At 51.5% G+C, this 24,011-nt stretch carries 24 protein-coding genes and 5 tRNA genes; 18 read left to right on the forward strand and 11 right to left on the reverse strand.

Features of this window, described 5'->3' with window-relative positions; translation table 11 throughout:
• Positions 1-19: 19 nt before the first annotated feature.
• Positions 20-2,074: a DNA helicase IV gene (gene helD / locus A6A26_RS12380; protein WP_063878988.1), complete on the forward strand. Its 2,055-nt coding sequence runs from the start codon at positions 20-22 to the stop codon at positions 2,072-2,074.
• A 1-nt stretch (position 2,075) separates the two neighbouring features.
• Here the strand turns inward: helD and mgsA are convergent, their stop codons facing one another.
• Positions 2,076-2,534: a methylglyoxal synthase gene (gene mgsA / locus A6A26_RS12385; protein ID WP_063878989.1), complete on the reverse strand. Its 459-nt coding sequence runs from the start codon at positions 2,532-2,534 to the stop codon at positions 2,076-2,078.
• Between the two features lie 67 nt (positions 2,535-2,601).
• Positions 2,602-3,240 (reverse strand): YccT family protein, encoded by a 639-nt coding sequence (locus A6A26_RS12390; RefSeq protein WP_063878990.1) that lies wholly within the window; start codon positions 3,238-3,240, stop codon positions 2,602-2,604.
• A gap of 167 nt (positions 3,241-3,407) precedes the next feature.
• Between A6A26_RS12390 and A6A26_RS12395 the strand changes: the two genes are divergently transcribed.
• Complete coding sequence (locus A6A26_RS12395) at positions 3,408-3,821, forward strand: CoA-binding protein (protein WP_063878991.1); 414 nt, start codon at positions 3,408-3,410, stop codon at positions 3,819-3,821.
• A 33-nt stretch (positions 3,822-3,854) separates the two neighbouring features.
• On the opposite strand, the gene hspQ is transcribed toward A6A26_RS12395, so the two are convergent.
• Positions 3,855-4,172 (reverse strand): heat shock protein HspQ, encoded by a 318-nt coding sequence (hspQ, locus tag A6A26_RS12400; RefSeq protein WP_063878992.1) that lies wholly within the window; start codon positions 4,170-4,172, stop codon positions 3,855-3,857.
• A gap of 60 nt (positions 4,173-4,232) precedes the next feature.
• Positions 4,233-5,423 carry a 23S rRNA (cytosine(1962)-C(5))-methyltransferase RlmI gene (gene rlmI, locus A6A26_RS12405; RefSeq protein WP_063878993.1) on the reverse strand — a complete coding sequence of 397 codons (1,191 nt, stop codon included), beginning with the start codon at positions 5,421-5,423 and terminating at the stop codon, positions 4,233-4,235.
• An 82-nt stretch (positions 5,424-5,505) separates the two neighbouring features.
• Here rlmI and yccX point away from each other — a divergent pair, with 82 nt between their 5' ends.
• Positions 5,506-5,784, forward strand: a complete 279-nt coding sequence (gene yccX, locus A6A26_RS12410) for an acylphosphatase (RefSeq protein ID WP_063878994.1) — start codon at positions 5,506-5,508, stop codon at positions 5,782-5,784.
• Here yccX and A6A26_RS12415 read toward each other — a convergent pair whose 3' ends face one another.
• A complete protein-coding gene (locus tag A6A26_RS12415; RefSeq protein WP_063878995.1) occupies positions 5,785-6,111 on the reverse strand; it encodes a TusE/DsrC/DsvC family sulfur relay protein in 327 nt (108 codons plus the stop codon). It abuts the gene before it with no gap.
• Positions 6,112-6,214: 103 nt separating this feature from the next.
• The gene (gene yccA / locus A6A26_RS12420; RefSeq protein WP_063878996.1) at positions 6,215-6,871 is read right to left on the reverse strand and encodes an FtsH protease modulator YccA; all 657 of its coding nucleotides are present in this window, start codon (positions 6,869-6,871) and stop codon (positions 6,215-6,217) included.
• Between the two features lie 221 nt (positions 6,872-7,092).
• Between yccA and A6A26_RS12425 the strand changes: the two genes are divergently transcribed.
• The 3 genes from A6A26_RS12425 to agp all read left to right on the forward strand — a co-directional run bounded on the left by A6A26_RS12425 (position 7,093) and on the right by agp (position 9,264).
• Positions 7,093-7,180: transfer RNA gene (locus A6A26_RS12425), tRNA-Ser, on the forward strand.
• Between the two features lie 74 nt (positions 7,181-7,254).
• Positions 7,255-7,342, forward strand: a tRNA-Ser gene (locus A6A26_RS12430).
• A gap of 263 nt (positions 7,343-7,605) precedes the next feature.
• Complete coding sequence (agp, locus tag A6A26_RS12435; protein WP_172823892.1) at positions 7,606-9,264, forward strand: bifunctional glucose-1-phosphatase/inositol phosphatase; 1,659 nt, start codon at positions 7,606-7,608, stop codon at positions 9,262-9,264.
• A gap of 65 nt (positions 9,265-9,329) precedes the next feature.
• Here the strand turns inward: agp and A6A26_RS12440 are convergent, their stop codons facing one another.
• Genes A6A26_RS12440 through wrbA form a run of 3 tightly spaced genes read right to left on the reverse strand, consistent with a single transcriptional unit; the run spans position 9,330 to position 11,610 of the window.
• A complete protein-coding gene (locus A6A26_RS12440; protein WP_063878998.1) occupies positions 9,330-10,703 on the reverse strand; it encodes an NAD-dependent succinate-semialdehyde dehydrogenase in 1,374 nt (457 codons plus the stop codon).
• Positions 10,704-10,759: 56 nt separating this feature from the next.
• Positions 10,760-10,990, reverse strand: coding sequence for a YccJ family protein (locus A6A26_RS12445; RefSeq protein ID WP_063878999.1), 231 nt, complete (start codon positions 10,988-10,990; stop codon positions 10,760-10,762).
• 11 nt (positions 10,991-11,001) lie between these two features.
• Positions 11,002-11,610 (reverse strand): NAD(P)H:quinone oxidoreductase, encoded by a 609-nt coding sequence (gene wrbA, locus A6A26_RS12450; RefSeq protein WP_063879000.1) that lies wholly within the window; start codon positions 11,608-11,610, stop codon positions 11,002-11,004.
• Between the two features lie 525 nt (positions 11,611-12,135).
• Here wrbA and A6A26_RS12455 point away from each other — a divergent pair.
• The 3 genes from A6A26_RS12455 to A6A26_RS12465 all read left to right on the forward strand — a co-directional run bounded on the left by A6A26_RS12455 (position 12,136) and on the right by A6A26_RS12465 (position 14,906).
• Positions 12,136-13,050, forward strand: coding sequence for a DMT family transporter (locus tag A6A26_RS12455; RefSeq protein WP_063879001.1), 915 nt, complete (start codon positions 12,136-12,138; stop codon positions 13,048-13,050).
• Positions 13,051-13,248: 198 nt separating this feature from the next.
• A complete protein-coding gene (gene rutR, locus A6A26_RS12460) occupies positions 13,249-13,884 on the forward strand; it encodes an HTH-type transcriptional regulator RutR (RefSeq protein WP_063879002.1) in 636 nt (211 codons plus the stop codon).
• 47 nt (positions 13,885-13,931) lie between these two features.
• Complete coding sequence (locus tag A6A26_RS12465) at positions 13,932-14,906, forward strand: metal-dependent hydrolase (protein WP_063879003.1); 975 nt, start codon at positions 13,932-13,934, stop codon at positions 14,904-14,906.
• A gap of 43 nt (positions 14,907-14,949) precedes the next feature.
• Here the strand turns inward: A6A26_RS12465 and cycA are convergent, their stop codons facing one another.
• Positions 14,950-16,341: a D-serine/D-alanine/glycine transporter gene (cycA, locus tag A6A26_RS12470; RefSeq protein WP_063879004.1), complete on the reverse strand. Its 1,392-nt coding sequence runs from the start codon at positions 16,339-16,341 to the stop codon at positions 14,950-14,952.
• 281 nt (positions 16,342-16,622) lie between these two features.
• Here cycA and A6A26_RS12475 point away from each other — a divergent pair, with 281 nt between their 5' ends.
• From A6A26_RS12475 to A6A26_RS12485, 3 genes are all read left to right on the forward strand, one after another.
• Entirely contained in the window at positions 16,623-17,318 is a 696-nt protein-coding gene (locus A6A26_RS12475; RefSeq protein WP_063879005.1) for an extensin-like domain-containing protein, read from the forward strand.
• 922 nt (positions 17,319-18,240) lie between these two features.
• Positions 18,241-18,963 (forward strand): transcriptional regulator SdiA, encoded by a 723-nt coding sequence (gene sdiA / locus A6A26_RS12480; RefSeq protein WP_063879006.1) that lies wholly within the window; start codon positions 18,241-18,243, stop codon positions 18,961-18,963.
• Positions 18,964-19,085: 122 nt separating this feature from the next.
• Positions 19,086-19,697 carry an acyl-homoserine-lactone synthase gene (locus tag A6A26_RS12485; protein WP_063879007.1) on the forward strand — a complete coding sequence of 204 codons (612 nt, stop codon included), beginning with the start codon at positions 19,086-19,088 and terminating at the stop codon, positions 19,695-19,697.
• Between the two features lie 33 nt (positions 19,698-19,730).
• On the opposite strand, the gene A6A26_RS12490 is transcribed toward A6A26_RS12485, so the two are convergent.
• Positions 19,731-19,955, reverse strand: a complete 225-nt coding sequence (locus tag A6A26_RS12490; protein WP_013025302.1) for a DUF2594 family protein — start codon at positions 19,953-19,955, stop codon at positions 19,731-19,733.
• A gap of 430 nt (positions 19,956-20,385) precedes the next feature.
• Between A6A26_RS12490 and uvrY the strand changes: the two genes are divergently transcribed.
• From uvrY to A6A26_RS12520, 6 genes are all read left to right on the forward strand, one after another.
• Positions 20,386-21,045 carry a UvrY/SirA/GacA family response regulator transcription factor gene (gene uvrY, locus A6A26_RS12495; RefSeq protein WP_063879008.1) on the forward strand — a complete coding sequence of 220 codons (660 nt, stop codon included), beginning with the start codon at positions 20,386-20,388 and terminating at the stop codon, positions 21,043-21,045.
• Positions 21,038-22,870, forward strand: a complete 1,833-nt coding sequence (uvrC, locus tag A6A26_RS12500) for an excinuclease ABC subunit UvrC (protein WP_063879009.1) — start codon at positions 21,038-21,040, stop codon at positions 22,868-22,870. Before uvrY ends, uvrC begins: the two co-directional genes overlap by 8 nt.
• A 68-nt stretch (positions 22,871-22,938) precedes the next feature.
• Positions 22,939-23,487 (forward strand): CDP-diacylglycerol--glycerol-3-phosphate 3-phosphatidyltransferase, encoded by a 549-nt coding sequence (gene pgsA / locus A6A26_RS12505; protein WP_063879010.1) that lies wholly within the window; start codon positions 22,939-22,941, stop codon positions 23,485-23,487.
• Between the two features lie 191 nt (positions 23,488-23,678).
• A tRNA-Gly gene (locus A6A26_RS12510) sits at positions 23,679-23,754 on the forward strand.
• A 40-nt stretch (positions 23,755-23,794) separates the two neighbouring features.
• A tRNA-Cys gene (locus A6A26_RS12515) sits at positions 23,795-23,868 on the forward strand.
• A 10-nt stretch (positions 23,869-23,878) separates the two neighbouring features.
• A tRNA-Leu gene (locus A6A26_RS12520) sits at positions 23,879-23,965 on the forward strand.
• The last annotated feature ends 46 nt before the right edge of the window (positions 23,966-24,011 follow it).

Genomic DNA, 24,011 nt, shown 5'->3' on the forward strand with positions numbered 1-24,011 from the left:
ATCGGTCGTTGGTGTCGGCGTGGAACTTAAAGCAACATCCATGGGCAAACGGCTTGCCCAGCATCCTTACAATCGGGTTCGCCTGTTGGCCGCTGGCGTTGAAGTCAGCGGCGATAAACACGAATATCTGCTCCCCTTTAATCAACTGTCCGACATTACCTGTAAGCGTGGCATGGTCTGGGGAGAGCTGGAGTTTTTGCTGGCGGACGGTAAAGTTGTGCGTTTGCATGGCACCGAATGGCAGGAGACCCAACGTTTCTACCACTACCTTATGCAGTCATGGCAGGCATGGAGCCATGAAATGAGTGAGGTATGCGCGGCAGTATTACAGGATCTTCGTGAGGAAATTCAAGGTTTCAGCGAGCAGGACCGTTGGTTAAAGCGCAGTGAACTGCAGGCCGTTAAGAACCAGATACTTAAGCAGTTCGATGCCTTACCCTTGCCGCTATCCCGCATCGAGAGTTTTGATTCCTGCCGTGAAAACTGGGCATTTTGCCAACACTGGTTACAGCAGGGTGACGCGGCAATCGGCCAGCGCAACCGCGACTGGACGGCCGCGATGTTAACCCGCTATCAGGATTTCTTCGCCACGGTTGAGTCCACACCACTTAATACCTCACAAGCCGAAGCCGTGGTCAATGGTGAAGATGCGGTGCTGGTGCTTGCCGGTGCGGGCAGCGGTAAAACGTCCGTGCTGGTTGCCCGCGCGGGCTGGTTATTAGCGCGCAGGCTCGCCTCCGCCGATCAAATTCTGCTATTGGCGTTTGGCCGTCACGCGGCTGAAGAAATGAATGACCGCATTCAACGTCGGCTAGATGTGGCCGATATGCAGGCGCGTACTTTTCATTCCCTGGCCTTGCATATCATTCGCGAAGGCAGCAATAAACAGCCTGTTATCAGTAAACTGGAAAGCGACGCCGGCGCACGCCGGGCGTTGCTGGTCGAGCACTGGCGGCAACAGTGTAACGAAAAGAAGGCTCAGGCCAATGGCTGGCGGCAATGGCTGCGTGATGAACTGGCGTGGGAGATCAGCGAAGGTGCATTCTGGCAAGATGATCGGTTAGCTGAGCGCCTGGCTCCCCGCCTTGAACGCTGGCTGAGTCTGATGCGCATGCACGGTGGCGCGCAGGCCGCCATGATTGCGGACGTCCCTGACGCGCTACGCGACCTGTTCAGTAAACGGATCAAACTGATGGCACCGCTGCTCAAAGCCTGGAAGAGTGCACTTAAAGATGAGGGCGCCGTCGATTTTTCAGGGCTGATTCACCAGGCTGTCGCGATTCTGGAAAAGGGCCGTTTTATCAGCCCGTGGAAGCATATTCTGGTGGATGAGTTCCAGGACATTTCCCCGCAACGCGCGGCCTTACTGAGCGCACTGCGCCAGCAAAACAAGCGTACCACGCTGTTTGCTGTGGGGGATGACTGGCAGGCGATTTATCGCTTCAGTGGGGCTGAAATGAGCCTGACAACGGCGTTTCATCACTATTTCGGTGAGGGCGACCGCTGCGTGCTGGACACCACTTACCGCTTCAACGATCGTATTGGCGAGATTGCCAACCGCTTTATTCAGCAAAATCCGCATCAGTTGCGTAAGCCCTTAAACAGCCTGATTAAAGGCAATAAAAAGTCTATCGCGCTGTTGCCCCAGGATCAGCTGGAGGCGCTGCTGAATAAACTGAGTGGTTATGCAAAACCCGATGAGCGAGTGCTGCTACTGGCACGCTATCACTATTTGCGCCCGGATTTACTGGATAAAGCCAAAACCCGCTGGCCAAAATTAAACATCGACTTTCTGACTATTCATGCCAGCAAAGGCCAGCAGGCCGATTACGTGATTCTGCTGGGGCTTCAACAAGGCAAAGAGGGCTTTCCCGCGGTTCAGCGCGAGTCAATTATTGAGCAAGGCTTGCTGCCTCAGCCTGAAGCCTTTCCCGATGCAGAAGAGCGCCGACTGGCTTACGTCGCGCTCACGCGCGCGCGACAGCAGGTCTGGTTGCTCTTCGATAAGCAGCAACCGTCGGTCTTTGTCGAGGCATTTCGTGAACTGGACGTGCCGGTGCTGCGCAAAGCCTGAGTTATTTCAGACGTTCAGCCAGGTAGCGTTCATAGTCTGGAATGCGTATATCGACGGACTGAGCAAACAGCGGCGACTGAATAATAAAATCGGCAGTTGCCCGATTGGTTGCAACCGGAATATTCCAAACCGTGGCCAGACGCAGCAGGGCTTTGACGTCAGGATCGTGAGGAACCGCATTTAACGGATCCCAAAAAAACATCAGTGCGTCAATTTTACCCTCGGCAATCAATGCGCCAACCTGCTGATCTCCGCCCATTGGGCCACTCAGCATCGCATTGACGTTCAGGCCGGTGTGACGGTTTATCAGATTACCCGTGGTGCCTGTCGCATAGAGAATATGGGGTTCGAGCGCTGGCTGATTACGTGTGACCCAGTCCAGCAGAGAGGCTTTGCAGTGGTCATGGGCGACCAGCGCGATATGTTTTTGTTTTCCAAGGGTACGTAGGGTGTATTCCATAACAGCATCCTGATGCAAAGGAGCAAATCGCCCGTTGCAGCAGTTTACCTCGTGCTATTTCAGACTATCAACTTGCACGCAACATTTTGACCAGATTTATAAACTGCTGACGCGTGGCCTCATCGAAACGCTGAAACCAGTGCTGAAGTGACGGAGTTGTGGTGTCAACAGACCAGGCAAGGTCGGCGGTGAGTTGTGCCGACGGGGATGGCGAGGTGAGATTGGCGAATTGCGGTACAGAAGCCGCTAATCCCATACGATTGTAATCGACCATCGCTTTTTCAACATCCGCACCGGCTGTAACAGGCAGACGGTCACGCACGCTAAAAACCTCTTTGCCTTTTTCATCCACCAGCCTGAAGGCCAGTGAACGGTCAAAATTATGACGTTCCCGTGGATTGTTGAGCTGCGGCAGGCGGATGGCAATGGTTTTTGCTTGAGCTGAGAAGGTCACAATCATCGGGACAGACTGATAGCGTTGAGCAACGGTTTTATTGTCACCCGGCTGTTGTTCCACCCGAAATAAAAACTGATGTTGACCACGCTCCAGTTCTAAACTGTCAGCCCCTTTCAGCAGTGAACCAGAAATCTTCCGACCATCTAAAACCATCAAGGTGATCTGGGGATCAAGTTTCAGGGTAATTGCAGAGCAGGATGCCGAAACGAGGAGCGCAATGAACCCCGTTACAGCCATTGACAGCTTCATTTCGACTCCGGTTGACAGTGGATGGATGTAGCAAATTCTTACATTATGGCATTAAGTTTACAATTATACATATTTATTCTAACGAAGCGGCACAATATGTCTTTGCAACTCACGTCATGAGTATCAAGGCTCATCTACAATGAAGAGCAGACTCAAAGGAGAAGCGCATGAATGATCAGACTATTCGCGACGTATTGACCCGGACAAAGCGTATTGCCTTAGTCGGTGCCAGCGATCGCCCGGAACGTCCCAGTTATGGCGTAATGAAGTATTTGCTCGACCAGGGTTATGAGGTGATTCCGGTAAGTCCTAAGCTGGCAGGCCAAACGCTGTTAGGACAAACCGCCTATGGTTCACTGGCGGAAGTCCCTGGAAAAATTGATATGGTGGATGTGTTCCGCAATTCAGAAGCGGCCTGGGGCGTGGCGCAGGATGCCATTGCAGTGGGAGCAGATACGCTCTGGTTACAGCTGGGTGTGATCAATGAGCAGGCTGCGGTGCTGGCCCAGGATGCGGGGATGACGGTTATTATGGATCGCTGCCCCAAAATTGAGATCCCACGGCTGGGTTTGGGGCATTAAATGCAGCGGCGGCAAACAGATTGCCGCCTGCTGTTAGTGACGCAAATGCGGCGCCTGAAGCTGCTGACGCACAGATGCAGCCAGTTCATCCATCGACGGCTGCTCGGGATGTTCCGGGCTGGTTTCTCCAGCAAGCTGAATTTCGGCGACGTAGGTATGTACCTGACTGCCTTGCTCATCTTCCATCACGACATGGTACCAGGGCGCGCTACGCATGGTATCGACTGCTCCGATCTCATCCAGCTGTGGCTCATCTAACGCGTATTCAGGATCGACATCGACAATCACACCCAGCACGCCGGATAACCGATGACGAACCTGCTGACCAATACCAAATTTACTGGCAATCATGATGACCTCCGAAAAATACTGTCCTGCATCATAGATGGGGGCGAGGACAGTCTTTTCAAGTCACATGACGCGGCAGGCGAAACCTTTCAGGTAAAGGCCTTCCGGATAGGTGGCAATCACTGGGTGATCCGCAGCCTGACGGAATTGCTCAACAAACTGTACGTCACGGCCTGCATCCAGTGCGGCATCGGCGATGATTTTCTGGAACAGATCAGTAGCCATTAAGCCCGAGCAGGAAAACGTGAGTAACATTCCGCCGGGATTCAGCAACTGAATCGCCAGCATGTTGATGTCTTTATAGCCACGGCAGGCGCCCATAAGCTGACTTTTATTTTCAACAAACTTTGGCGGGTCCATGATGATGAGATCGAATTTCTCACCATTATCACGATAGCGGCGCAGCAGTTTAAAGACGTCATCGCGCTGGAACTGAGCACGGGAAACATCTAATCCGTTCAGCTCAACGTTTTGACGTGCCACATCCAGCGCATCCTGTGATGTATCAACGCTAATCACTTCTCTACAACCGCCCATTAACGCCGAGACGGCAAAACCCCCGGTATACGAAAAGCAGTTCAGCACGCGAGCGTCTTTTGCATAGCGTCGTGTTGCATAGCGGCTGTCGCGCTGATCCAGGTAATAGCCCGTTTTATGGCCGCCCTGGATATCCACCAGCAGCTTCATATCGTGTTCCGTAATCGGCAACAGCGCGGGAGGTTGTTCACCGGTTACGGTTCCCTGCGTCAGCTCCAGCCCTTCTTTTTTACGAACCGCGACGTCGGAGCGATCGTAGATAGCGCAATCCGGAAAACACTGCTGCAACGCTGAAATAATGGCAGGGCGCTGATACTCGGCCCCGGCAGACAGCAACTGAAGCACCAAAAAGTGGCCAAAGCGATCGATGGTTACGCCAGGCAGGCCGTCGGACTCGCCGGCAATCAGGCGATAGCTGTCCAGTCCGTCGCGTGCCGCCAGCCAGTCGCGCCAGATTTGTGCTTGCTGAAAACGGCGGACAAAGAAAGCGATATCGATAGATTCGTCCTGCTGCCAGCTCCAGACGCGAGCGCGAATTTGTGACTGAGGTGAATAAGCGGCACGCGCCAGCCATTTACCATTACTGTCACAAACATCAATGGTTTCCCCCTGCTGGGCTTTACCTTCAAGACGGGCGACCGCCCCAGAGAAAACCCAGGGATGACGACGGAGCAGGGACTTTTCACGTCCCTTGGCGAGAATCAATCGAACTGTCATAGTTTGCTATGCTTACCTGAAAAAATGAGGCGCTATTGTCCAGTGGATAACGGCAAATTGCAACGAACAGCAGGAGAGAACCATGGCGATGGTGTGTTACAAAGCCTGGGTACAGGGCACCGTGCAGGGCGTGGGTTTCCGCTACAGCACGCAGGCGAAAGCCAATGCGCTCGGCGTAAAAGGTTATGCGCGTAATCTCGATGATGGCCGCGTTGAAGTGCTGGCCAGTGGTGAAGCAGAGCAGGTGGAGGCTTTAGTGGCCTGGTTAAAGGCCGGAGGGCCGCGCACGGCACAGGTGGAGAACGTGTGGGTGGAGCCGCATCAGCCCGCCGACATCCCACAGCGTTTTACCACCGGCTGATTAAAGACATTTTGCGGGCTTGGGCAGGCCGGCAATTTTTGTCGCCTGTTTAGCGGGCCCCTCCGGGAACAGGCGAAACAGATAGCGGCTGTTCCCTTTTTCTTCGCCATACTTTTTCGCCATGGCTTTTACCAGCATACGTACGGCGGGCGAGGTATTAAATTCCAGATAAAAGTCACGCACAAAGTGCACCACTTCCCAGTGGGCATCAGTCATCACGATAGCTTCGCTTTCCGCAATCTGCCGGGCCAGCCCTTCACTCCAGTCATGGTGGTTTTTCAAATAGCCTTCGGCATCGACAGCGATTTCATCACCGTTGTAGTTCATCGTGCTTCCTCATCGTTATTTGGGCTGCAGTTTACCAAACTGACAGCGCAGAAAAAGCAAAAACCCCGCCGGGGCGGGGTTTTCGTCGCTTCAACTACGGCGATTAATTGCTGCGGGAAAAACCTAATATGCTTAACAGACTAACAAAGATGTTATACAGGGAAACATACAGGCTTACCGTGGCACGAATATAGTTGGTTTCGCCACCATGAATAATGTTGCTGGTTTCCCACAAAATCGCACCGGCAGAGAACAGGATAAACAGCGCGCTGATCGCCAGGTGCAGCGCCGGAAGTTGCAGGAACAGGTTAGCCACAACGGCAACCAGTAACACCACGAAGCCCGCCATCATCATGCCGCCCAGGAAGGACATGTCACGACCTGTTGTCAGCACGTAGGCTGAACAGCAGAAGAACACCAGCGCCGTTCCCCCTAACGCCAGCGCGATCACGTCACCCATTCCCGCGGTCAGGAAGGAACTTAAGATGGGCCCCAGGCAGTAACCCAGGAAGCCTGTAAAGGCAAACGCGGCTAAAATGCCCATAGGGCTGTCAGCCAGGCGATAGGTCAGGAACATCAGGCCATAGAAGCCCACCAGCATCAGAATCAAGCCGGGAGCCGGTAATGCCAGTAGCGTACTGGCGGTAGCCGTTAGTGCAGAGAAGGCAAGCGTAAGGCCCAGCAGAAAATAGGTGTTACGCAGCACTTTATGTGTGCTGAGTAATGACTGTCGCGATGATGAAGAAACTATTCTGTCCATGTTGCGCTCCTGTAAGGCAGAACACCAAATATGTGCTGAGAATACGCAGCACTATAGAGAGGGAAAAGCCGTTTTACCCTTCTTTACGCGTTAACGCGTTAATTCTTTGAGCAGAATGGCGATTTCGCCAACGAATAACGCGAATTTGGCTGTTTTTCAGGCGAACGGATTATCACAGGCTTTACATCTCCATAGGGGATGTTTATAGTGCGCGTCATTGCGGAGGGGTGGCCGAGCGGCTTAAGGCAGCGGTCTTGAAAACCGCCGATGGGAAACCATCCGAGAGTTCGAATCTCTCCTCCTCCGCCACTTCATTGACCAGTCAGGCATGAAGCGGCAAGACAGAGTAATAGCATCTTGCCTTTGCAGTAGTGTTACAATCCGGAGGGATGGCCGAGCGGCTTAAGGCAGCGGTCTTGAAAACCGCCGATGGGAAACCATCCGAGAGTTCGAATCTCTCTTCCTCCGCCACATTTTACAGGCCAGCACAGCGTGCTGGCCTGTTTCGTTTCATTCCTTCCTCCCCACCTGTCATTAATTATCTCTTCGTTTTCAGCAAACTGTACGGTTTTGAACGGCGTCCAGCATCTCTGCTATAGTCCATTAATTGTTTTTACTGTTGCCTGGCGCTTTTCGGGGGCAAGCTGAGTTACACTATTCGCCACGTCGCTCTGATGCGTGCTAATCGGTTGATAGCCAGAGTGTTTTTTTACTGAATGAATGGAATAGGCACAATGATCAAGAAACTGAGTCTTTGCGCATTGTCGGTACTTGCTGCATTACCGATTGGGACGCTGGCACACGCCGCTGACAACGATATGCAGTTACAACAGGTGCTGATGTTCAGCCGCCATAACCTGCGTGCACCGCTTGCGGATAACGGCAGCGTGCTGGCACAGTCCACGAAAAAAAATTGGCCGGAATGGGATGTTCCGGGTGGACAACTGACCACGAAAGGCGGTGTGCTGGAAGTGTATATGGGTAATTATACGCGTCAGTGGCTTGCGCAGCAGGGACTGGTTAAGAACGGCGTCTGCCCGGACAGCAACAGCGTCTTTGTTTATGCAAACAGTCTGCAGCGCACCGTGGCGACGGCGCAGTTCTTTGTGAATGGTGCTTTCCCAGGTTGTGATATTGCTGTTACCCATCAGGATGAAATGGGTAGCATGGACCCGGTATTTAATCCGGTTATCACTGAGGGTAATGAAGAATTCATCAAAAAAGCGCTGGCGGGCATGACCGCAGCCAATGAAAAACTGTCACTGAAACCCGCTTTCCAGCGTCTTGAAAAGATTGTTGATTACAAATCGTCTCCCGCCTGTAACAACAAAAAGCAGTGCGATTTGAGTACGGGTCAGAACACATTTATCGCGGAAAACGGCAAAGAACCTGGCGTGAACGGGCCACTTAAAGTGGGCAATTCACTCATGGATGCCTTTACGCTGCAATATTACGAAGGCTTCCCACTGGATCAGGTTGCCTGGGGACAAATCAAAACGCCTGAACAGTGGCAGGCGCTTTCAGCCATTAAAAATGGCTATCAGGATGTGCTGTTCACCACGCCAGATGTGGCACGCGATGTCGCTGCGCCGCTGGTGGACTACATTCGCAGCCAGCTTATCGATCAGGAAAAGTCAGACTCGCCAAAAGTCACGCTGATGGTTGGGCATGATTCCAACATTGCGTCACTGCTGAGTGCGTTACAGGTTAAGCCTTATGAATTACCTGATACCTACGAAAAAACGCCGATCGGCGGGCAGGTGGTGTTTGAGCGTTGGCACGATGCGAAAAACAACAAAGATTTGCTGAAAATCGAATACGTTTATCAAACAGCCGATCAACTGCGCGATGCAGAAGTACTGAGCCTGAAGAAGCCACCTAAGCGCGTGACGCTGCAACTGGCAGGTTGCCAGACAGACGCTAACGGTTACTGCAGTTGGGATCAGTTTGCCCAGGTATTAAACAGCTCGCTTCAGGGCACAGCACTGCAGCCTGCGGCGCCGGAACAGCCCGCTGCAGCGGCGAAACCTGACGATGCAAAAGCGGCAACCGATAGTGCCGCAGCGCAAAAGGCGGAGGCTGACAAGGCCGCTGCCGATAAAGCGGCTGATGAAAAGGCCAAAGCGGATAAAGCCGCTGCTGACAAAGCCACTGCTCAAAAAGCAGCCGATGATAAGGCTAATGCTGACAAGGCGGCGGCAGAGAAGGCCGCTGCTCAGAAGGCGGCTGACGAAAAAGCCAAGGCAGATAAGGCGGCAGCGCAGAAAGCGGCTGATGATAAGGCTAAGGCTGACAGTGCTGCACCACAGGCGGGAAGCAATAATGCCACCGCCAATACTGCGCCAGCCAAAACTGAAAATGGTGATGCGAAGCAACCTGCGGCAGCGAACTAATCCTGTTCAGCACCTGAAAATAAAAAACCCCGTCAAGACGGGGTTTTTTTATGGCAACGCTATGCTTAGCTTGCAACCACAACCAGCTTTTGGTTAGCAAACTCTTTAATGCCAAGGTCGGAAAGTTCGCGTCCATAACCGGAACGTTTTACTCCGCCGAACGGAAGCTCAGCGGACGTGTCGCTTTGCGAATTAATAAACACCATGCCTGTTTCAATGGCGGAGGCCAGCTTACGACCGCGGGCAATATCCTGGGTCCACACCGAACCGCCTAAGCCGTAATGCGAATCGTTGGCCAGCGCCACCGCTTCAGCATCGTTAGCCACCACGTACATTTGCGCGACGGGGCCAAAAAACTCCTCGAAGTACGCCGGGTTATCGCGCGTAATGTTGGTCAATACAGTCGGCTGGTAGAAACAACCTACACCCGCCACGGCTTTGCCGCCGGTAATCAGCCGCGCGCCATTCGCCACCGCTTCATCAACCTGTTTTACCAGACGATCGCGCGCATCCGCGGAGGAAAGGGGGCCGAGGGTCGTTTTCTCATCCAGTGGATCGCCCAGGGTTGCTGCATTCAGCGCCGCGCTGAACTTATCAATAAAGGTGTCCGCAATTTTCTCATTGAGGATAAAGCGTTTGGCGGCAGTACAAACCTGACCACAGTTGCTCAGTCGCGCCTGTACGCCCTGACGCACCGCCTCATCAAGATCGGCATCTTCGGTCACAACGAAAACATCATTGCCACCCAGCTCAAGCGTCGATTTTTTCAGATGTTTGCCTGCCTGCTCTGCAACAGCACTCCCGGCACGTTCGGAACCCGTAAGCGCCACGCCCTGAACACGGTCATCGGCAATGAGTTCTGCCACCTGATCGGTTGAGATAAACAGATTAGTCCAGGCCCCTTCGGGCGCACCTGCTTCCCCGACCAGTTTTTCAAACACGTCAGCACAATGCGGAACAATGTTGGCATGCTTAGCCAGGACAGGGTTTCCCAGCGCCAGGTTAGGTGCCAGTACGCGCATTAACTGATAATACGGGAAGTTCCAGGGTTCAACGGCCACCAGAACACCGATAGGGTGATATTCAACCCAGGCTTCCCCGAGTTCACTGTTATAAGGCTGTGGCTTAAGAATGCGTTCAGCATTCTCGGCATAGTAACGGGCAATCTGAGAACAAATTTGTACTTCACCGCGGCTCTGGCCAATCAGTTTGCCCATTTCTTTACTGGCGATGCTTGCCAGTTCTTCCGCTCGGTCATCAATCAGGTCAGCCAGTTTTTTCAGCACCTGGAGGCGTGGCTGAATATCGCCTTTGCTCCAGTCTGAGTGGTACAGGTGATCGGCCGTTTCCAGCGCATGGCTAACTGCCGCGCTGTCGTGGGAAGGCCAGCTTTTCATTAACTGGTTGTTAGCAGGGTTGATGCTTTGATAGGAAGACATGCAGCTCTCCTTGGTCAGCGAGTAAAAAAAGCATGGCGGGATAACCCGCCACACTGTCAGACGTTTTTGCGTTCTACGGGTTTGTCGTCCCAGGTAAGGACATCCGCATCGGTTTTTTCAAATGCGCGGATTAAAACATCGTCACTGCCTTGTTGACGCCAGATTTCTTCAGCAAGGCGCTCGTCATAGTTTGCGACTTCAAAAATGGCCTCGGCAATTTCTGGCGAGGTGTGGCGCAAGCTGGCCCATTCGCCAACATGATGTGCTTTTGCCTGACTATTCGACATAGCGATCTCCTTTAGGAAGATGAGTCCTTAAGTTTTGTTGCCAGCCCGGCAACGTGTTCGCCCTGAAAACGAGCAATGATCAATTCTTCTTCCGAAGGCTGACGCGAACCATCTCCGCCCGCCAGCGTGGTGGCACCATAAGGTGTTCCGCCACGGACTTGCGAAATATCGAACATCTCTTTGGTGCCATAACCGATGGGAACGATGACCATGCCGTGATGGGCGAGGGTGGTCCAGACAGAGGTAATGGTTTGTTCCTGTCCGCCGCCTGTACCAGTGGAGGCAAATACGCTGGCGATTTTGCCGTAGAGCGCCCCGGATGCCCACAGGCCACCGGTGCGGTCCCAGAAGGTGCGCATCTGACCAGACATGTTACCGAAGCGGGTAGGCGTACCGACAATAATGGCGTCGTATTGCGGCAGTATCTCTGGCGTGGCCTCAGGCGCAGATTGCTGCGTTTTGCCGCCGACCTCTGCAAAGCGCTCGGCGTCCATGGTTTCGGGAATGCGCATAAGGTCTACCTGCGCACCCGGTACCTTGCGGGCACCTTCGGCCACGGCGTTAGCCATGGTTTCAACGTGTCCATACATTGAATAGTAAAGCACCAGAATCTTAGCCATTGATCTCTCCGGGGGGTTATTCAACACACCCAAAAGTATAGAAGAGCTTTGAGCAACTGCTGGAGAGCCGCAAGCGTAACGGTTTAAAAAACGCTGAAAATGGGCTTTTGGTGGGGTTATTGTTCTATTTCCAGGGCGATTCTTAGTGATAACTCTGTTTCTAAATGTAACTTCCCGGCTAAAAAATCACTATTTTGGTTGTTATTTAGCCATTTTGACGCTTGTGGTATACGTTTTATGACGCTATCTGTGGGTAACACTCATTAGTCAGGTATCTGACAGCCCTGGCGAACCCGGCTACGTAACAGCGCATGCTGAGCGAGCCAAAGTAGTCAGATGCTGACCCGCAATGGCATGTTGAAATCCTTGACGCGTTCGCCCCGCAGGAACAAAGCCTGTCACGACCTAATGCAACAGGTTGATTCGCCGTTTGCTGGCCTTCATTCATAGCCCGATGGCGGATGAGATTGCATTACCCGGCATCACTTACCACAATAGCGCCTGAATCAACCAGGCAGGTGAACTATGTCGGATACGACGCGCAGACTGACTCTGCGCATAACGCGTCAGGAATGGGTACTTATTTTCATTACGGTTATCTGGGGCGGGACTTTTTTAGTGGTGCATCGGGCGATGCAGCATTCCGGCCCCTTTTTCTTTGTCGGGCTGCGTTTTGCCACGGCAGCGGTATTACTGGCGCTCTTTTTTCGCCGTCATCTTACCGCCATGAGTGGAAGCGAAATCAAGGCGGGGACGCTTATCGGCCTGACCATCGCCGGTGGTTACGGTTTACAGACCTGGGGAATGCAGACCATTTCCAGCAGCCAGTCAGCCTTTCTTACTGCGTTGTACGTTCCGGTTGTGCCGCTCCTGCAGTGGTTGTTTCTGCGTCGACCACCCCGGTTAATGGCGTGGTTAGGTATTTTACTGGCATTTTGCGGTTTAATACTGGTCGCGGGACCGCAGGATGGACGCGTTACGCTGAATCAGGGCGAGATTGCCACGCTGCTCAGTACGCTGGCGATCGCGGGCGAAATTATCCTTATCAGCCGCTTTGCCGGGCATGTTGATGTTCGTCGTGTGACCTTTGTTCAACTCACGGTCGCTTCACTGTGTGCCTTCTGCTTTATGCTTCCCAATGGAGAAACGTTGCCTGCACTGTCGACACCGTTATTACTCAGTGCGATCGGCCTGGGCGCGGCCAGTGCACTGATACAGGTGACGATGAACTGGGCACAACGTAGCGTGTCGCCCACGCGGGCGACGGTGATCTATGCCGGAGAACCGGTATGGGCGGGCGTCGTTGGGCGCATCGCGGGAGAACGTTTACCCGCCACAGCGATACTCGGTGCGGCTTTTATCGTATGCGGCGTAATAATGAGTGAACTGCGTTTAAAACGCCGCAAAGCGTTTCCCCCTTCCTCCGCGCGGGATGATTGAAGGCGACGAAGGGCAGTGCGCAAACCGCCTGAACCAATGCACCTTCTGCTGCAAGAGCCGCAGAGGCAGGGATTCGCTCGGCGCTCGCTCTCTAAGCGTTACCGCCCTGTGCTAACGCTTAGGGAAGTGTACCGCCACAAGTGGCGTAAAATCAGTGCGTTGCTATGATGCGTACAGTTAACGTGAAGGGGAAAGCCTATGAAAAAGGAAACATCAGTGCCCACGCGCCGCGCAGTGGCTGTTGCAGCCAAACGGACGGCTATTTTGGATGCCGCACTGAGCTTTTTTTCCCAGTTTGGCATTCACGGTACGCGGCTGGAAAAAGTGGCTGAACATGCCGGCGTCTCCAAAACGAATCTGCTGTATTACTATCCCTCGAAAGAAGCGCTCTATATCGCCGTGTTAAAAGAGATCCTGGATGTCTGGCTGGCACCTCTGCGCGCACTCAGTCACGATCAGGAACCTCTAAGAGCCATTCGTCATTATATTCGTCTGAAACTGGAAGTGTCCCGCGATCATCCCCAGGCATCAAGGCTGTTTTGCCTCGAAATGCTTCAGGGCGCACCCTTGCTAAAAGGTGAGCTGGCAGGGGATTTAAAAAAGCTGATGGACGATAAAACAGCGATCATACAGCGCTGGATAGCCGAAGGCCGGCTGGCGGGTATTCAGCCTCAACACCTGATTTTTATGCTGTGGGCAACCACACAGCACTATGCTGATTTTGCCAGCCAGGTCGAAGCCATCACGGGAAGCAAGCTCAGCAATCCCCTGTTTTTCGAAGAGACGGTGGAGAACGTTCAGCGCATTATTATTGAAGGGATTCGGGTGCGCTAAGAGAACGCGGCCATACTGAATACAGGAACAAACAACGGAGTGGCCTGATGGATTCTGTTTCACAATGCGTACTGGGCGCATCAGTCACCATGGCGGTGATGGGACGCCGCGTTCCGGCCTGGCAGGCAGCCCTTGTTGGAGCGATAGCGGGAACATTGCCCGATCTGGATGTCTTTATCGATCACGGTGATGCCATCAGCAATATGACGCTGCACCGCACTGAAAGTCACGCGCTGCTTTATCTGACGCTGATTTCCCCGTTACTGGCCTGGCTGGTCGCGCGGCTTTGCCGTGCAGGAGCGACATGGATAACCTGGTGGCCTGCTGTCTGGCTGGCGCTTATTACCCATCCTCTTCTCGACCTGATGACGGTATACGGCACACAGCTTGGATTGCCGCTTACCGATCATCCTTACGCCATTGGCAGCATCTATATCGTCGATCCGCTGTATACCTTACCGCTGATCGTGGGGTTATGTGTGGCGTTATGGCGGCGAAGCGATCGGGGATTACGCTGGAACTGCGCAGGTCTGGCGTTCAGTTCGGCCTATCTGGTCTGGAGTGTTGTGATTCAGCAGGTCGCAGACGGCCAAATCAAACAGTCGCTTCAACAGCAGGGCATTGCGACGAATAAGGTGCTGGTAACGCCAACGGCCTTAAATACGGTTGTCTGGCGTAGCGTGATTATCACACCGGACCGTTATGGCGAGGCTTACTGGTCTTTGCTGTCGCCCGGTCGCCCTGTGAAGGTCACATGGCGGCCACGTCATCCTGCGTTATTTTCATCATTTAAAGGTAACGCGTTTGCAGAACGTATCGCCTGGTTTAGTCACGGCTTTTATGCCATGGGCGAGCATGATGGGCAGGTTACTATCGCCGATTTGCGGATGGGGGAAGATAACCGCTACACCTTCACGTTCGGTTTGGGCACGGCACAACAACCGGATGCTCATCCGCAACGCCTGCCGACCACTGAACGCGGGTTAAAACGCAGTCTCAGTCATATCGCTGATCAGCTATAAAAAAAGCCCGACACGTGTCGGGCTTTTGCGTTTTTAACGGCGCTTAACGGTGTTTGCGTCGGCGCAGTTGCCAGCCCACGGCCAGCAAGATAAACCACAATGGCGTCACCATTAATGCCTGGCGAGTATCGTCCTGTAGCGTCAGCAAGACCAGGATGAACACGAAGAAAGCCATGCAAACCCAGCACATGAATTTACCTAACGGCATTTTAAAGTTCGAGGCCGCATGGCGTTCCGGGAATTTTTTGCGATAGGCCAGATAGCTGCACAGGATAATGGTCCAGACGAACATAAACAGAATGGCGGAAACCGTTGTGACCAGGGTAAATACCGTCATCACATTGGGGATCAGATAAATCAGCGCCACGCCGCACAGCAAACAGAAGCAGGAAAAGAACAGGCCCGTCGTGGGGACGGCGCGTGCGGATAAACGTCCAAAAGCACGGCTGGCCACGCCCTGTTGTGACAGGCCGTACAGCATGCGGCTGGTCGAGAAAATCCCGCTGTTGGCGGATGAGGCGGCGGATGTTAATACCACAAAGTTAACGATGCTGGCGGCAGCGGGCAGACCAATCAGGACAAACATTTCCACAAAGGGACTGCGATCGGCCATCACCTCTGTCCATGGCGTGACCGACATAATCACCATCAGGGCCAGAACATAGAACATGATGACGCGTAGCGGGATGGCGTTAATCGCACGCGGTAAAACCTTGTGCGGGTCGTGTGTTTCAGCCGCAGCCGTACCCACCAGTTCAATGCCGACAAAGGCAAAAACCGCAATCTGGAAACCGGCAAAGAATCCGCTGAGTCCTTTAGGGAACATACCACCATGATCCCAGATATTACTCAGGGATGCAGTGCCGCCACCTGGCGAAGGGTAGTGCATGGAAACCAATACGATCCCGGTAATAATCAACGCGACGATGGCCACAATTTTGATAATGGCGAACCAGAATTCCATCTCACCAAACATTTTCACCGTGGCAATGTTCAACGCCAGGAAGACAAACACGCACAGCAGCGCACTCATCCAGATTGAAAAGCCGGGGAACCAGAGCTGGAAATAAGCACTGATCGCCACCACATCGGCTATTCCGGTGACTACCCAGCAGAACCAGTATGTCCAGCCAGTAAAGTATCCCGCCCACGGCCCAAGTAGGTCAGCTGCAAAGTCGCTGAAAGATTTGTATTCCAGATTCGACAGCAGTAATTCGCCCATCGCGCGCATGACAAAAAACAGCATAAAGCCAATGATCATATAGACGAAGATGATCGAAGGTCCGGCCAGGCTAATGGTTTTACCCGAGCCCATGAACAGACCTGTTCCGATAGCGCCACCGATAGCAATGAGCTGGATATGCCGGTTATGCAGATTACGCCGCAAGGTGTCTGAGCCTTGTGGGCTCTGCGAGTGATTAGATTGATCAACCATGAAATTGTCTTTCCTGTCTTGATGTTGTGTCAGCTCTGATGGCTGTTGAGGATGACTGCCTGAAATAATTTGGCATAAGATAGAGGAAGTAGGAATGAAAACGGTAATGATTTTTTAACAATATCAGACAACATTCTCATCAAAGCGGCATTTTTGTCTTATGCAGGCGTTTTTTACGTCAGATTAGGTAATCTTTCATCACCTTGTGTCATCGGCAGGGCAGACAAGGCAGCGCGCTTCTACACTTGCTCATTATTCTTCGTTTCGCCATCAGAGGCACTATGCGCACGCTTGTCCTGCTTTTCGTATTGATCGGGCTAGGGTGGATGAGTCTGCCCTGGTTGAAAGAGCATTTACCCGCACAGTTTAATCCGTTTACGCCCCTTTCGGTGACCGACGCACCTGGCTGGATGACGCGCCTGAAATTAAAGCGGCTGCAAAATGATCCCGCAGCCTGTCTGGACGTGATGCGTCGCGCAGAGCAGTCGGGATTCGTTAACTTTCGTCAACCTCCGCCCATTACCGGCCGGTGCCCGCTTGAGCATCCGCTCCGGGTGCAAAAATTTGGCACCGTTTCTCTCAACAGCAGTTTTCTGGCCAGTTGTCCGATGGCCGTTGCAGCGACTATGTATGTCGTTCACAGCAGTCAGCAGATTCTGCAGCAATCGGGCAGCAAGCTGGCGGGTATTGAGCATGTTGGCAGCTATGCGTGTCGCAATGTCTATCATCGTACTCAGGGAAGATTAAGTGAACATGCCAGCGCTGATGCCTGGGATATCACTGCCTATCGACTGACCAATGGTCAACGGCTGGTGGTGAGTAAAAACTGGCAGCAACCCGACGATAAAGCCTTATTGCTTCATGGATTATGGCGGTCTGGTTGTGACTTTTTTGGCAATGCGCTTGGGCCAGATTATAATACGGCTCATGCCACACACTTTCATTTAGGCATGCGCGGAGCGGGTTTCTGCAGATAGTGTGCTGACGAATGCCGATGCTAATTGCTGATTTTTTATTTTTAATAAAATGCATTATCTCTTTTTTCGGATGAAATCGTTAATGATTATATTGATTTCTTTTTCTTATATTTAAAAATATACTTTCCGTCGCAGCTTTTTTGTGTGTTACGGTCGTGCTGTGATATTGATGAAGATGAAAAAGCGTCACAGTGGTGACTTGTTAGTTGTGATTAACAATTACAGCTTTTCCTGATAGTTGATATCTTCTTTTTTCTTTAAAATAATCGCTGCCGGCGTGGATTTCATATGACAATAATAACAGGCTATTATTTCAATAAAATATCCTTTCTGTTAAAGCTGCACGTTAGGTTATAAACACAGTGAGAGCCTGACAGGCTTATTAATGTTGTCGGGCATTCTGCCTTCCCCTAATGTGAGGCTTCCCACTAAAACCCTGACCCGTAGCATCGCCAGCAGGTGTTTTTGCGCGCCGGTGAATAGTTTTTAGCCAGCCTCTTCTTGTCTCAGTACAGTAAAAAACAGCGCTCTGGGTTTGGCTGTTATTAGGGGCAATACCACGTTTTGGGCTTGAGTGAAAACTGTCCTCAGTCAGGCTGATGCGGAAAATGTGTACATGCATTTGCGCCGATGTCATAGCGCCCTCAGGACGGATAATAAGTTGCGGATCGTAACTTATTGAGTATTATTTCTTAACAGGCGCCGTGTTAAAAGATTGAAAAAATATAAGAAAAATCTTATTATTTGGTCTGTTGCGAGCCACTCAAATCGCCTGAGGCATTCCTCTACACTCTGTTTTCACCTTTTTGCCTGTAAAATGACCTGAAGAGTGTATGAAAATAAAGCTTTTTATGATGCCATGACACAGGGTAAATTATTTTTGTTGAAAAAATATCAAGCATGCAGTGGGATTTGAGGCAATATGACAAGTGAAGATTATTTTTCCTGGCGGGCTGAAACTGAAAATAAATTTCAGGCATTAGCCACGACCCAAGAATTAAAGGGGCTTTTGCAGGATTATATCCAGTCACTGGGTTTTGATTTTTTCGCTTTTTTCATCCAGCACCGCGTCCCCTTTACCCGGCCACGCGTTTATTTGCACGATACTTATCCTAAATTATGGATTAAACGTTATAAAGAACAGAATTATTATGCCATCGATCCCGTGCTACAGCTTTGTCAGCGCTCAGGAAGAGGGGTCGAATGGACGGCGGAACTGTTTAGTTGCGCAAAAGAAATGTGGCAGGACGCATGTAATTTTGGGCTACTGAGCGGATTTTCGTGTTCTGCAATGGCATCAAATCGAGCCGTTGGTATATTATCTATAGGATCAAAGCGTCCCTTTATTACTGACTGTCGGCGAGTTGAGCTCGAGGCCAGGCTGCATTTTTTGGCTGAACAAAGCTTATACTTGCTCGAACGCCTGAATGATGAAGCGCTGATGGTTCAGGGAAATGATTTTAGTCAGCGTGAGCTGGAAATTTTGAAATGGACTGCTGAAGGAAAAACCTCACAAGAAATTTCAGTTATTTTATCGATCTCTGAGCACACCGTAAATTTTTACCAAAAAAATATGAAAAAACGTTTTAATGTTTCTAATAAAACTCAAATTGCCTGCTATGCCGCAGCAATTGGACTGATTTAAATGAAAAGCAACTGCCAACTTTAGTAGTTCCCTCGTTGAGGTCACTTGTCTACCCTGCGCTGATGCGTTCTTGGGCAGACGCAAAGAAATCATTGCAAACATGGGGATGTCAGAGGCGCATGATGAAAATAGTTCAAACGCAATTAAAGGATATGCCATCCTCCTTGCTTGCCGAGCTTGGCAGTTACCGTTACAGCGTGTTTGCACGGGGTGAAGGTTGGTCGATTCCACCGCGTCTGAGCACGCCTGGTCAAGAGTATGATCGTTTTGATCGCTCTGATGTAACCTGGTTGATTGCATGGAGTGTGCGCAGTGGCATCAGTGGCTGTGCGCGGTTGATGCCCTGGACTGAACCCGAGCAAACCGAGGGTATCGTATTACCCTTTAATCATGAAAAGGTATGGGAGATGTCGCGTTTCTCGGCGCGGCTGGAAGTGGACCCTGAGTTGCCGCTTAATATTCTCTGGCATGCCGTTCAGCTTGCAGAGCTTAACGGTATTGAATTTATTATCAGTTCGGCCACGCCAATGCTGGAAAAAATGTTCGAACAGCATCAGGTCGTGTATCAGCCATTAACGCCGGGTCTGATTCAGTCTGAGGACAACCTTTTTGCCATTCGTATTCCGGTCACCCAGCCGGCACTGGCAGAAAAATATCGCGGTACACGACGATTCAGCCCGGAAGAGGTGCTTCCTTCTCTCGGCGTATCGGTTAACTGGCATCCGCATGGTTAGATGTGTGCCCCCGGATACGGGGGCAGCTTAGCGTTACTGGCGATAGGCGGCTTTGATCTGTTTGATGGTGTTGCTAAACACTTCTGCCTGCGGCATGTCACCTAAGGTTTTAACGTAGCGTTCCATATTTATAATCACTTTACCGGCATCTGCCTGGCCCATTCCTTTTAGAATCAATGTGATCATCATCTTCAGGCAAGCCACTTCATCGGATAATTTTTGCGTTTCCTGCGAGGTAGCGAAATCTTCATCGCTCATGAATGTCTCCTTGGTGGTTAACGTCGTCTTTTCAATCTGTACGCATAGCAATCCGAGAGTATATCACAGGGGATACAGCTTGCTGAGCGCATCACAAAACCAAGGATGCCGCCTCCGTTTTGTTCAGGTAAATTAATAAATAACGGACGGGAATAGTTGAGGGTGATGGCGCTGAGTTTTGTGAAAAAAAGTGCTATTTGAATCAATTAGATATTATTTAACTTATTGAAAATGAATATTTTTTAAATTTTTAATCTTGTCAGCCATTTTCTCATCGCTGTGAACCGATCTCCCGCCATATGAGATGATATAAATCATTGAATACTTTCCTTACATCACCTTGTATATGGGCTTTTAATGCAAAAACGGGTATGATTGCCGCTTGCAATCGTTAAATGCTACCTCTTAATTAGCTGCGGAGTGCTTCGCGTTGATCACTGTCCTTCTTGTCGATGACCATGAACTGGTACGTGCCGGTATCCGCCGTATTTTGGAAGATATTAAAGGTCTGGTGATTGCTGGAGAAGCCTGTTGTGGCGAAGATGCCGTTAAATGGTGTCGTGCCAACCAGGTCGATGTCATTTTAATGGATATGAATATGCCCGGTATCGGTGGGCTGGAAGCCACGCGTAAAATCGTGCGCTACAATCCCGATATCAAAATTATCATGCTCACCATCCATACTGAAAATCCGCTGCCTGCGAAAGTGATGCAGGCGGGTGCTGCGGGCTATCTGAGTAAAGGCGCCGCTCCGCAGGAAGTGGTGAACGCAATTCGCTCGGTCAAAGCAGGCCAGCGCTATATTGCATCGGACATTGCTCAACAAATGGCACTTAGCCAGATTGAGCCGCAAAAAGCCGAATCTCCCTTTAGCTGTTTGTCGGAAAGGGAATTGCAGATTATGCTGATGATCACCAAGGGACAAAAGGTGACGGAAATTTCCGAGCAGCTTAATCTCAGTCCTAAAACCGTTAACAGTTACCGTTACCGGATGTTCAGTAAACTGAATATCAGTGGCGATGTAGAGTTAACGCATCTGGCCATCAGACATGGCCTGTATAATGCGGAGCCGTTAATCAGTAGTGAGTGACCTCTTTAATCCTAAAATTTTTCTGAGTACGGTCACCAGCGAGCCAGGTGTCTACCGGATGTATGATGCCTCCGGAACGGTTATCTATGTCGGCAAAGCCAAAGATCTGAAAAAGCGGCTTACGAGCTACTTTCGTACGAACGTAGGCAGCCGAAAAACCGAAGCGCTGGTGAGTAACATTCATCACATTGATGTCACCGTAACCCATACTGAAACCGAAGCGTTGTTGCTTGAGCACAATTACATCAAGCTCTATCAACCACGCTATAACGTTCTGTTGCGTGACGATAAATCCTATCCCTATATTTTTCTCAGCAGCGATGCCCATCCCCGTCTGGCTATGCACCGGGGCGCGAAACACGCAAAAGGGGAGTACTTCGGTCCTTTTCCCAATGGCTATGCCGTGCGTGAAACGCTGGCATTACTGCAAAAAGTCTTTCCGATTCGCCAATGCGAGAACAGCGTCTACCGCAACCGTACACGTCCCTGTCTGCAATACCAAATTGGTCGCTGCCTTGGGCCTTGTGTAGCCGGGCTGGTCAGCGAGGAAGAGTACGCACAGCAGACGGATTACGTGCGGCTGTTTCTGGCAGGCAAAGACGATCAGGTGCTGAATTTACTGGTCAACCGCATGGAAGATGCCAGCAACGACCTACGGTTTGAAGAAGCGGCCCGTCTGCGCGACCAGATTCAGGCCGTCAGGCGCGTCACCGAGAAGCAGTTTGTGTCAAACCAAGGCGACGATCTGGATGTGATTGGCGTGGCTTATGACGCCGGGATGGCCTGTTTGCATGTGTTGTTTATCCGTCAGGGTAAAGTGCTGGGTAGCCGAAGCTATTTTCCCAAGGTTCCTGCCGATACCGATCTGGCGGAAGTCGTGCAAACGTTTGTCGGGCAGTTTTATTTGCAGGGGAGTGAGATGCGCTCGTTGCCCAGCGAGATTTTGCTTGATTTCACCTTACCTGAGCGCGAACTGCTGTCCGAGTCACTGACGGAATTAGCCGGGCGTAGAGTGAATATTCAAAGTAAGCCTCGCGGTGATCGTGCACGCTATCTCAAGCTGGCACGAACCAATGCCGGTTCGGCATTAAAAACGCGGCTGTCCCAGCACTCGACGATTCATCAGCGTCTGACGGCGTTAGCCGAGTTTCTGGAGCTGGATAAGATTAGCCGGATGGAGTGTTTTGATATTAGTCATACCATGGGAGAGCAGACCATCGCGTCCTGTGTCGTATTTGATCAAAACGGCCCCCTGCGCGCCGACTATCGCCGCTACAACATTACCGGCATTACGCCCGGGGATGACTATGCCGCGATGAATCAGGTGCTGCGTCGTCGTTATGGAAAAGCTATCGAGGAGGACAAGATTCCCGATGTGATTCTCATTGACGGCGGAAAAGGTCAACTGGCCCAGGCAAAGCAGGTGTTTGCCGAACTGGACGTTTCCTGGGACAAAACACGTCCGATTTTACTGGGCGTGGCAAAAGGCAGCGATCGTAAAGCCGGACTTGAAACGTTATTTTTTGAGGCAGAAGGTGAGGGCGTTTCGCTGTCACCCGACGCACCAGCCCTGCACGTGATCCAGCATATTCGTGATGATGCTCACAATCATGCAATTTCGGGCCACCGCAAAAAACGAGCTAAAGTCAAAAACACCAGTGCGCTGGAAAGCATTGAAGGTGTGGGGCCAAAACGACGTCAGCAGCTGCTCAAGTACATGGGCGGCCTGCAGCCACTGATGAATGCATCGGTGGAGGAGATCGCAAATGTACCGGGCATATCGCATGCCCTGGCAGAAAAAATCTACTACTCGTTGAAACACTAGCATTGAAACAGGGTGGGCAATGTAGGAACATATGCCAAACACCACCCAATCCAGACAGTTACCAGCATATGCAATTTAACATTCCGACCTGTCTTACCCTGTTTCGCGTCGTTCTTATTCCGTTCTTTGTGCTGGCTTTCTATCTGCCGTTCCACTGGGCGCCATTGGTTACCGCGTTAATCTTTATTGTCGCAGCCGTAACTGACTGGTTCGACGGCTTTCTGGCGCGCCGCTGGAAGCAGACCACGCGCTTTGGTGCGTTTCTCGATCCTGTTGCCGATAAAGTTATGGTAGCCATTGCTCTGGTGCTGGTTGCGGAGTACTTTCACGCCTGGTGGATCACCCTGCCGGCTGCAACGATGATTGCGCGAGAGATCATTATCTCTGCGCTGCGCGAGTGGATGGCGGAAATTGGCAAACGCAGCAGCGTCGCCGTATCCTGGATTGGTAAAGTGAAAACGACGGCCCAGATGTTCTCACTTTTTGCCTTGCTGTGGCGTCCGGACAGCATGGTCGTCGGCGTAGGTGTTGTTGCGTTATACATTGCTGCAGTGCTGACTTTCTGGTCAATGTTCCAGTATTTGAGTGCCGCGCGTGGGGATTTGCTCGAACCGTGATCGATACGATTTAAAAAGCAGCAAACGGACGCAATGTGGGGATAATTTTATTGACTCATCGCGTCATCTCAGTAGAATGCATCGCATCGAACGGCAGCACTGCTGCAGAAGCTAAGAAAAATCAGTAAGTTCGATGAAACGTAGTAAAAATCGACCCCTTCAGCAGGCAGCAAACTGAATGGTGAGATGATGCGGGAATAGCTCAGTTGGTAGAGCACGACCTTGCCAAGGTCGGGGTCGCGAGTTCGAGTCTCGTTTCCCGCTCCAAATTAGCAGGTCAGGACAACCTGGCAGCATATCAGTTTTAGGCGCGTTGGCAGAGTGGCTATGCAGCGGATTGCAAATCCGTGTACCTCGGTTCGACTCCGGGACGCGCCTCCAGTTATACCTCGCCCGGGTGGTGAAATCGGTAGACACAAGGGATTTAAAATCCCTCGATCGCAAGGTCGTGCGGGTTCAAGTCCCGCCCCGGGCACCATATTGAAACACCAATAAAATCAAGTAGTAGCAATGTCGTTTAAGCC

Origin of the sequence: Pantoea sp. OXWO6B1 (assembly GCF_001641135.1) — a bacterium.
Taxonomy (GTDB): domain Bacteria; phylum Pseudomonadota; class Gammaproteobacteria; order Enterobacterales; family Enterobacteriaceae; genus Pantoea; species Pantoea allii.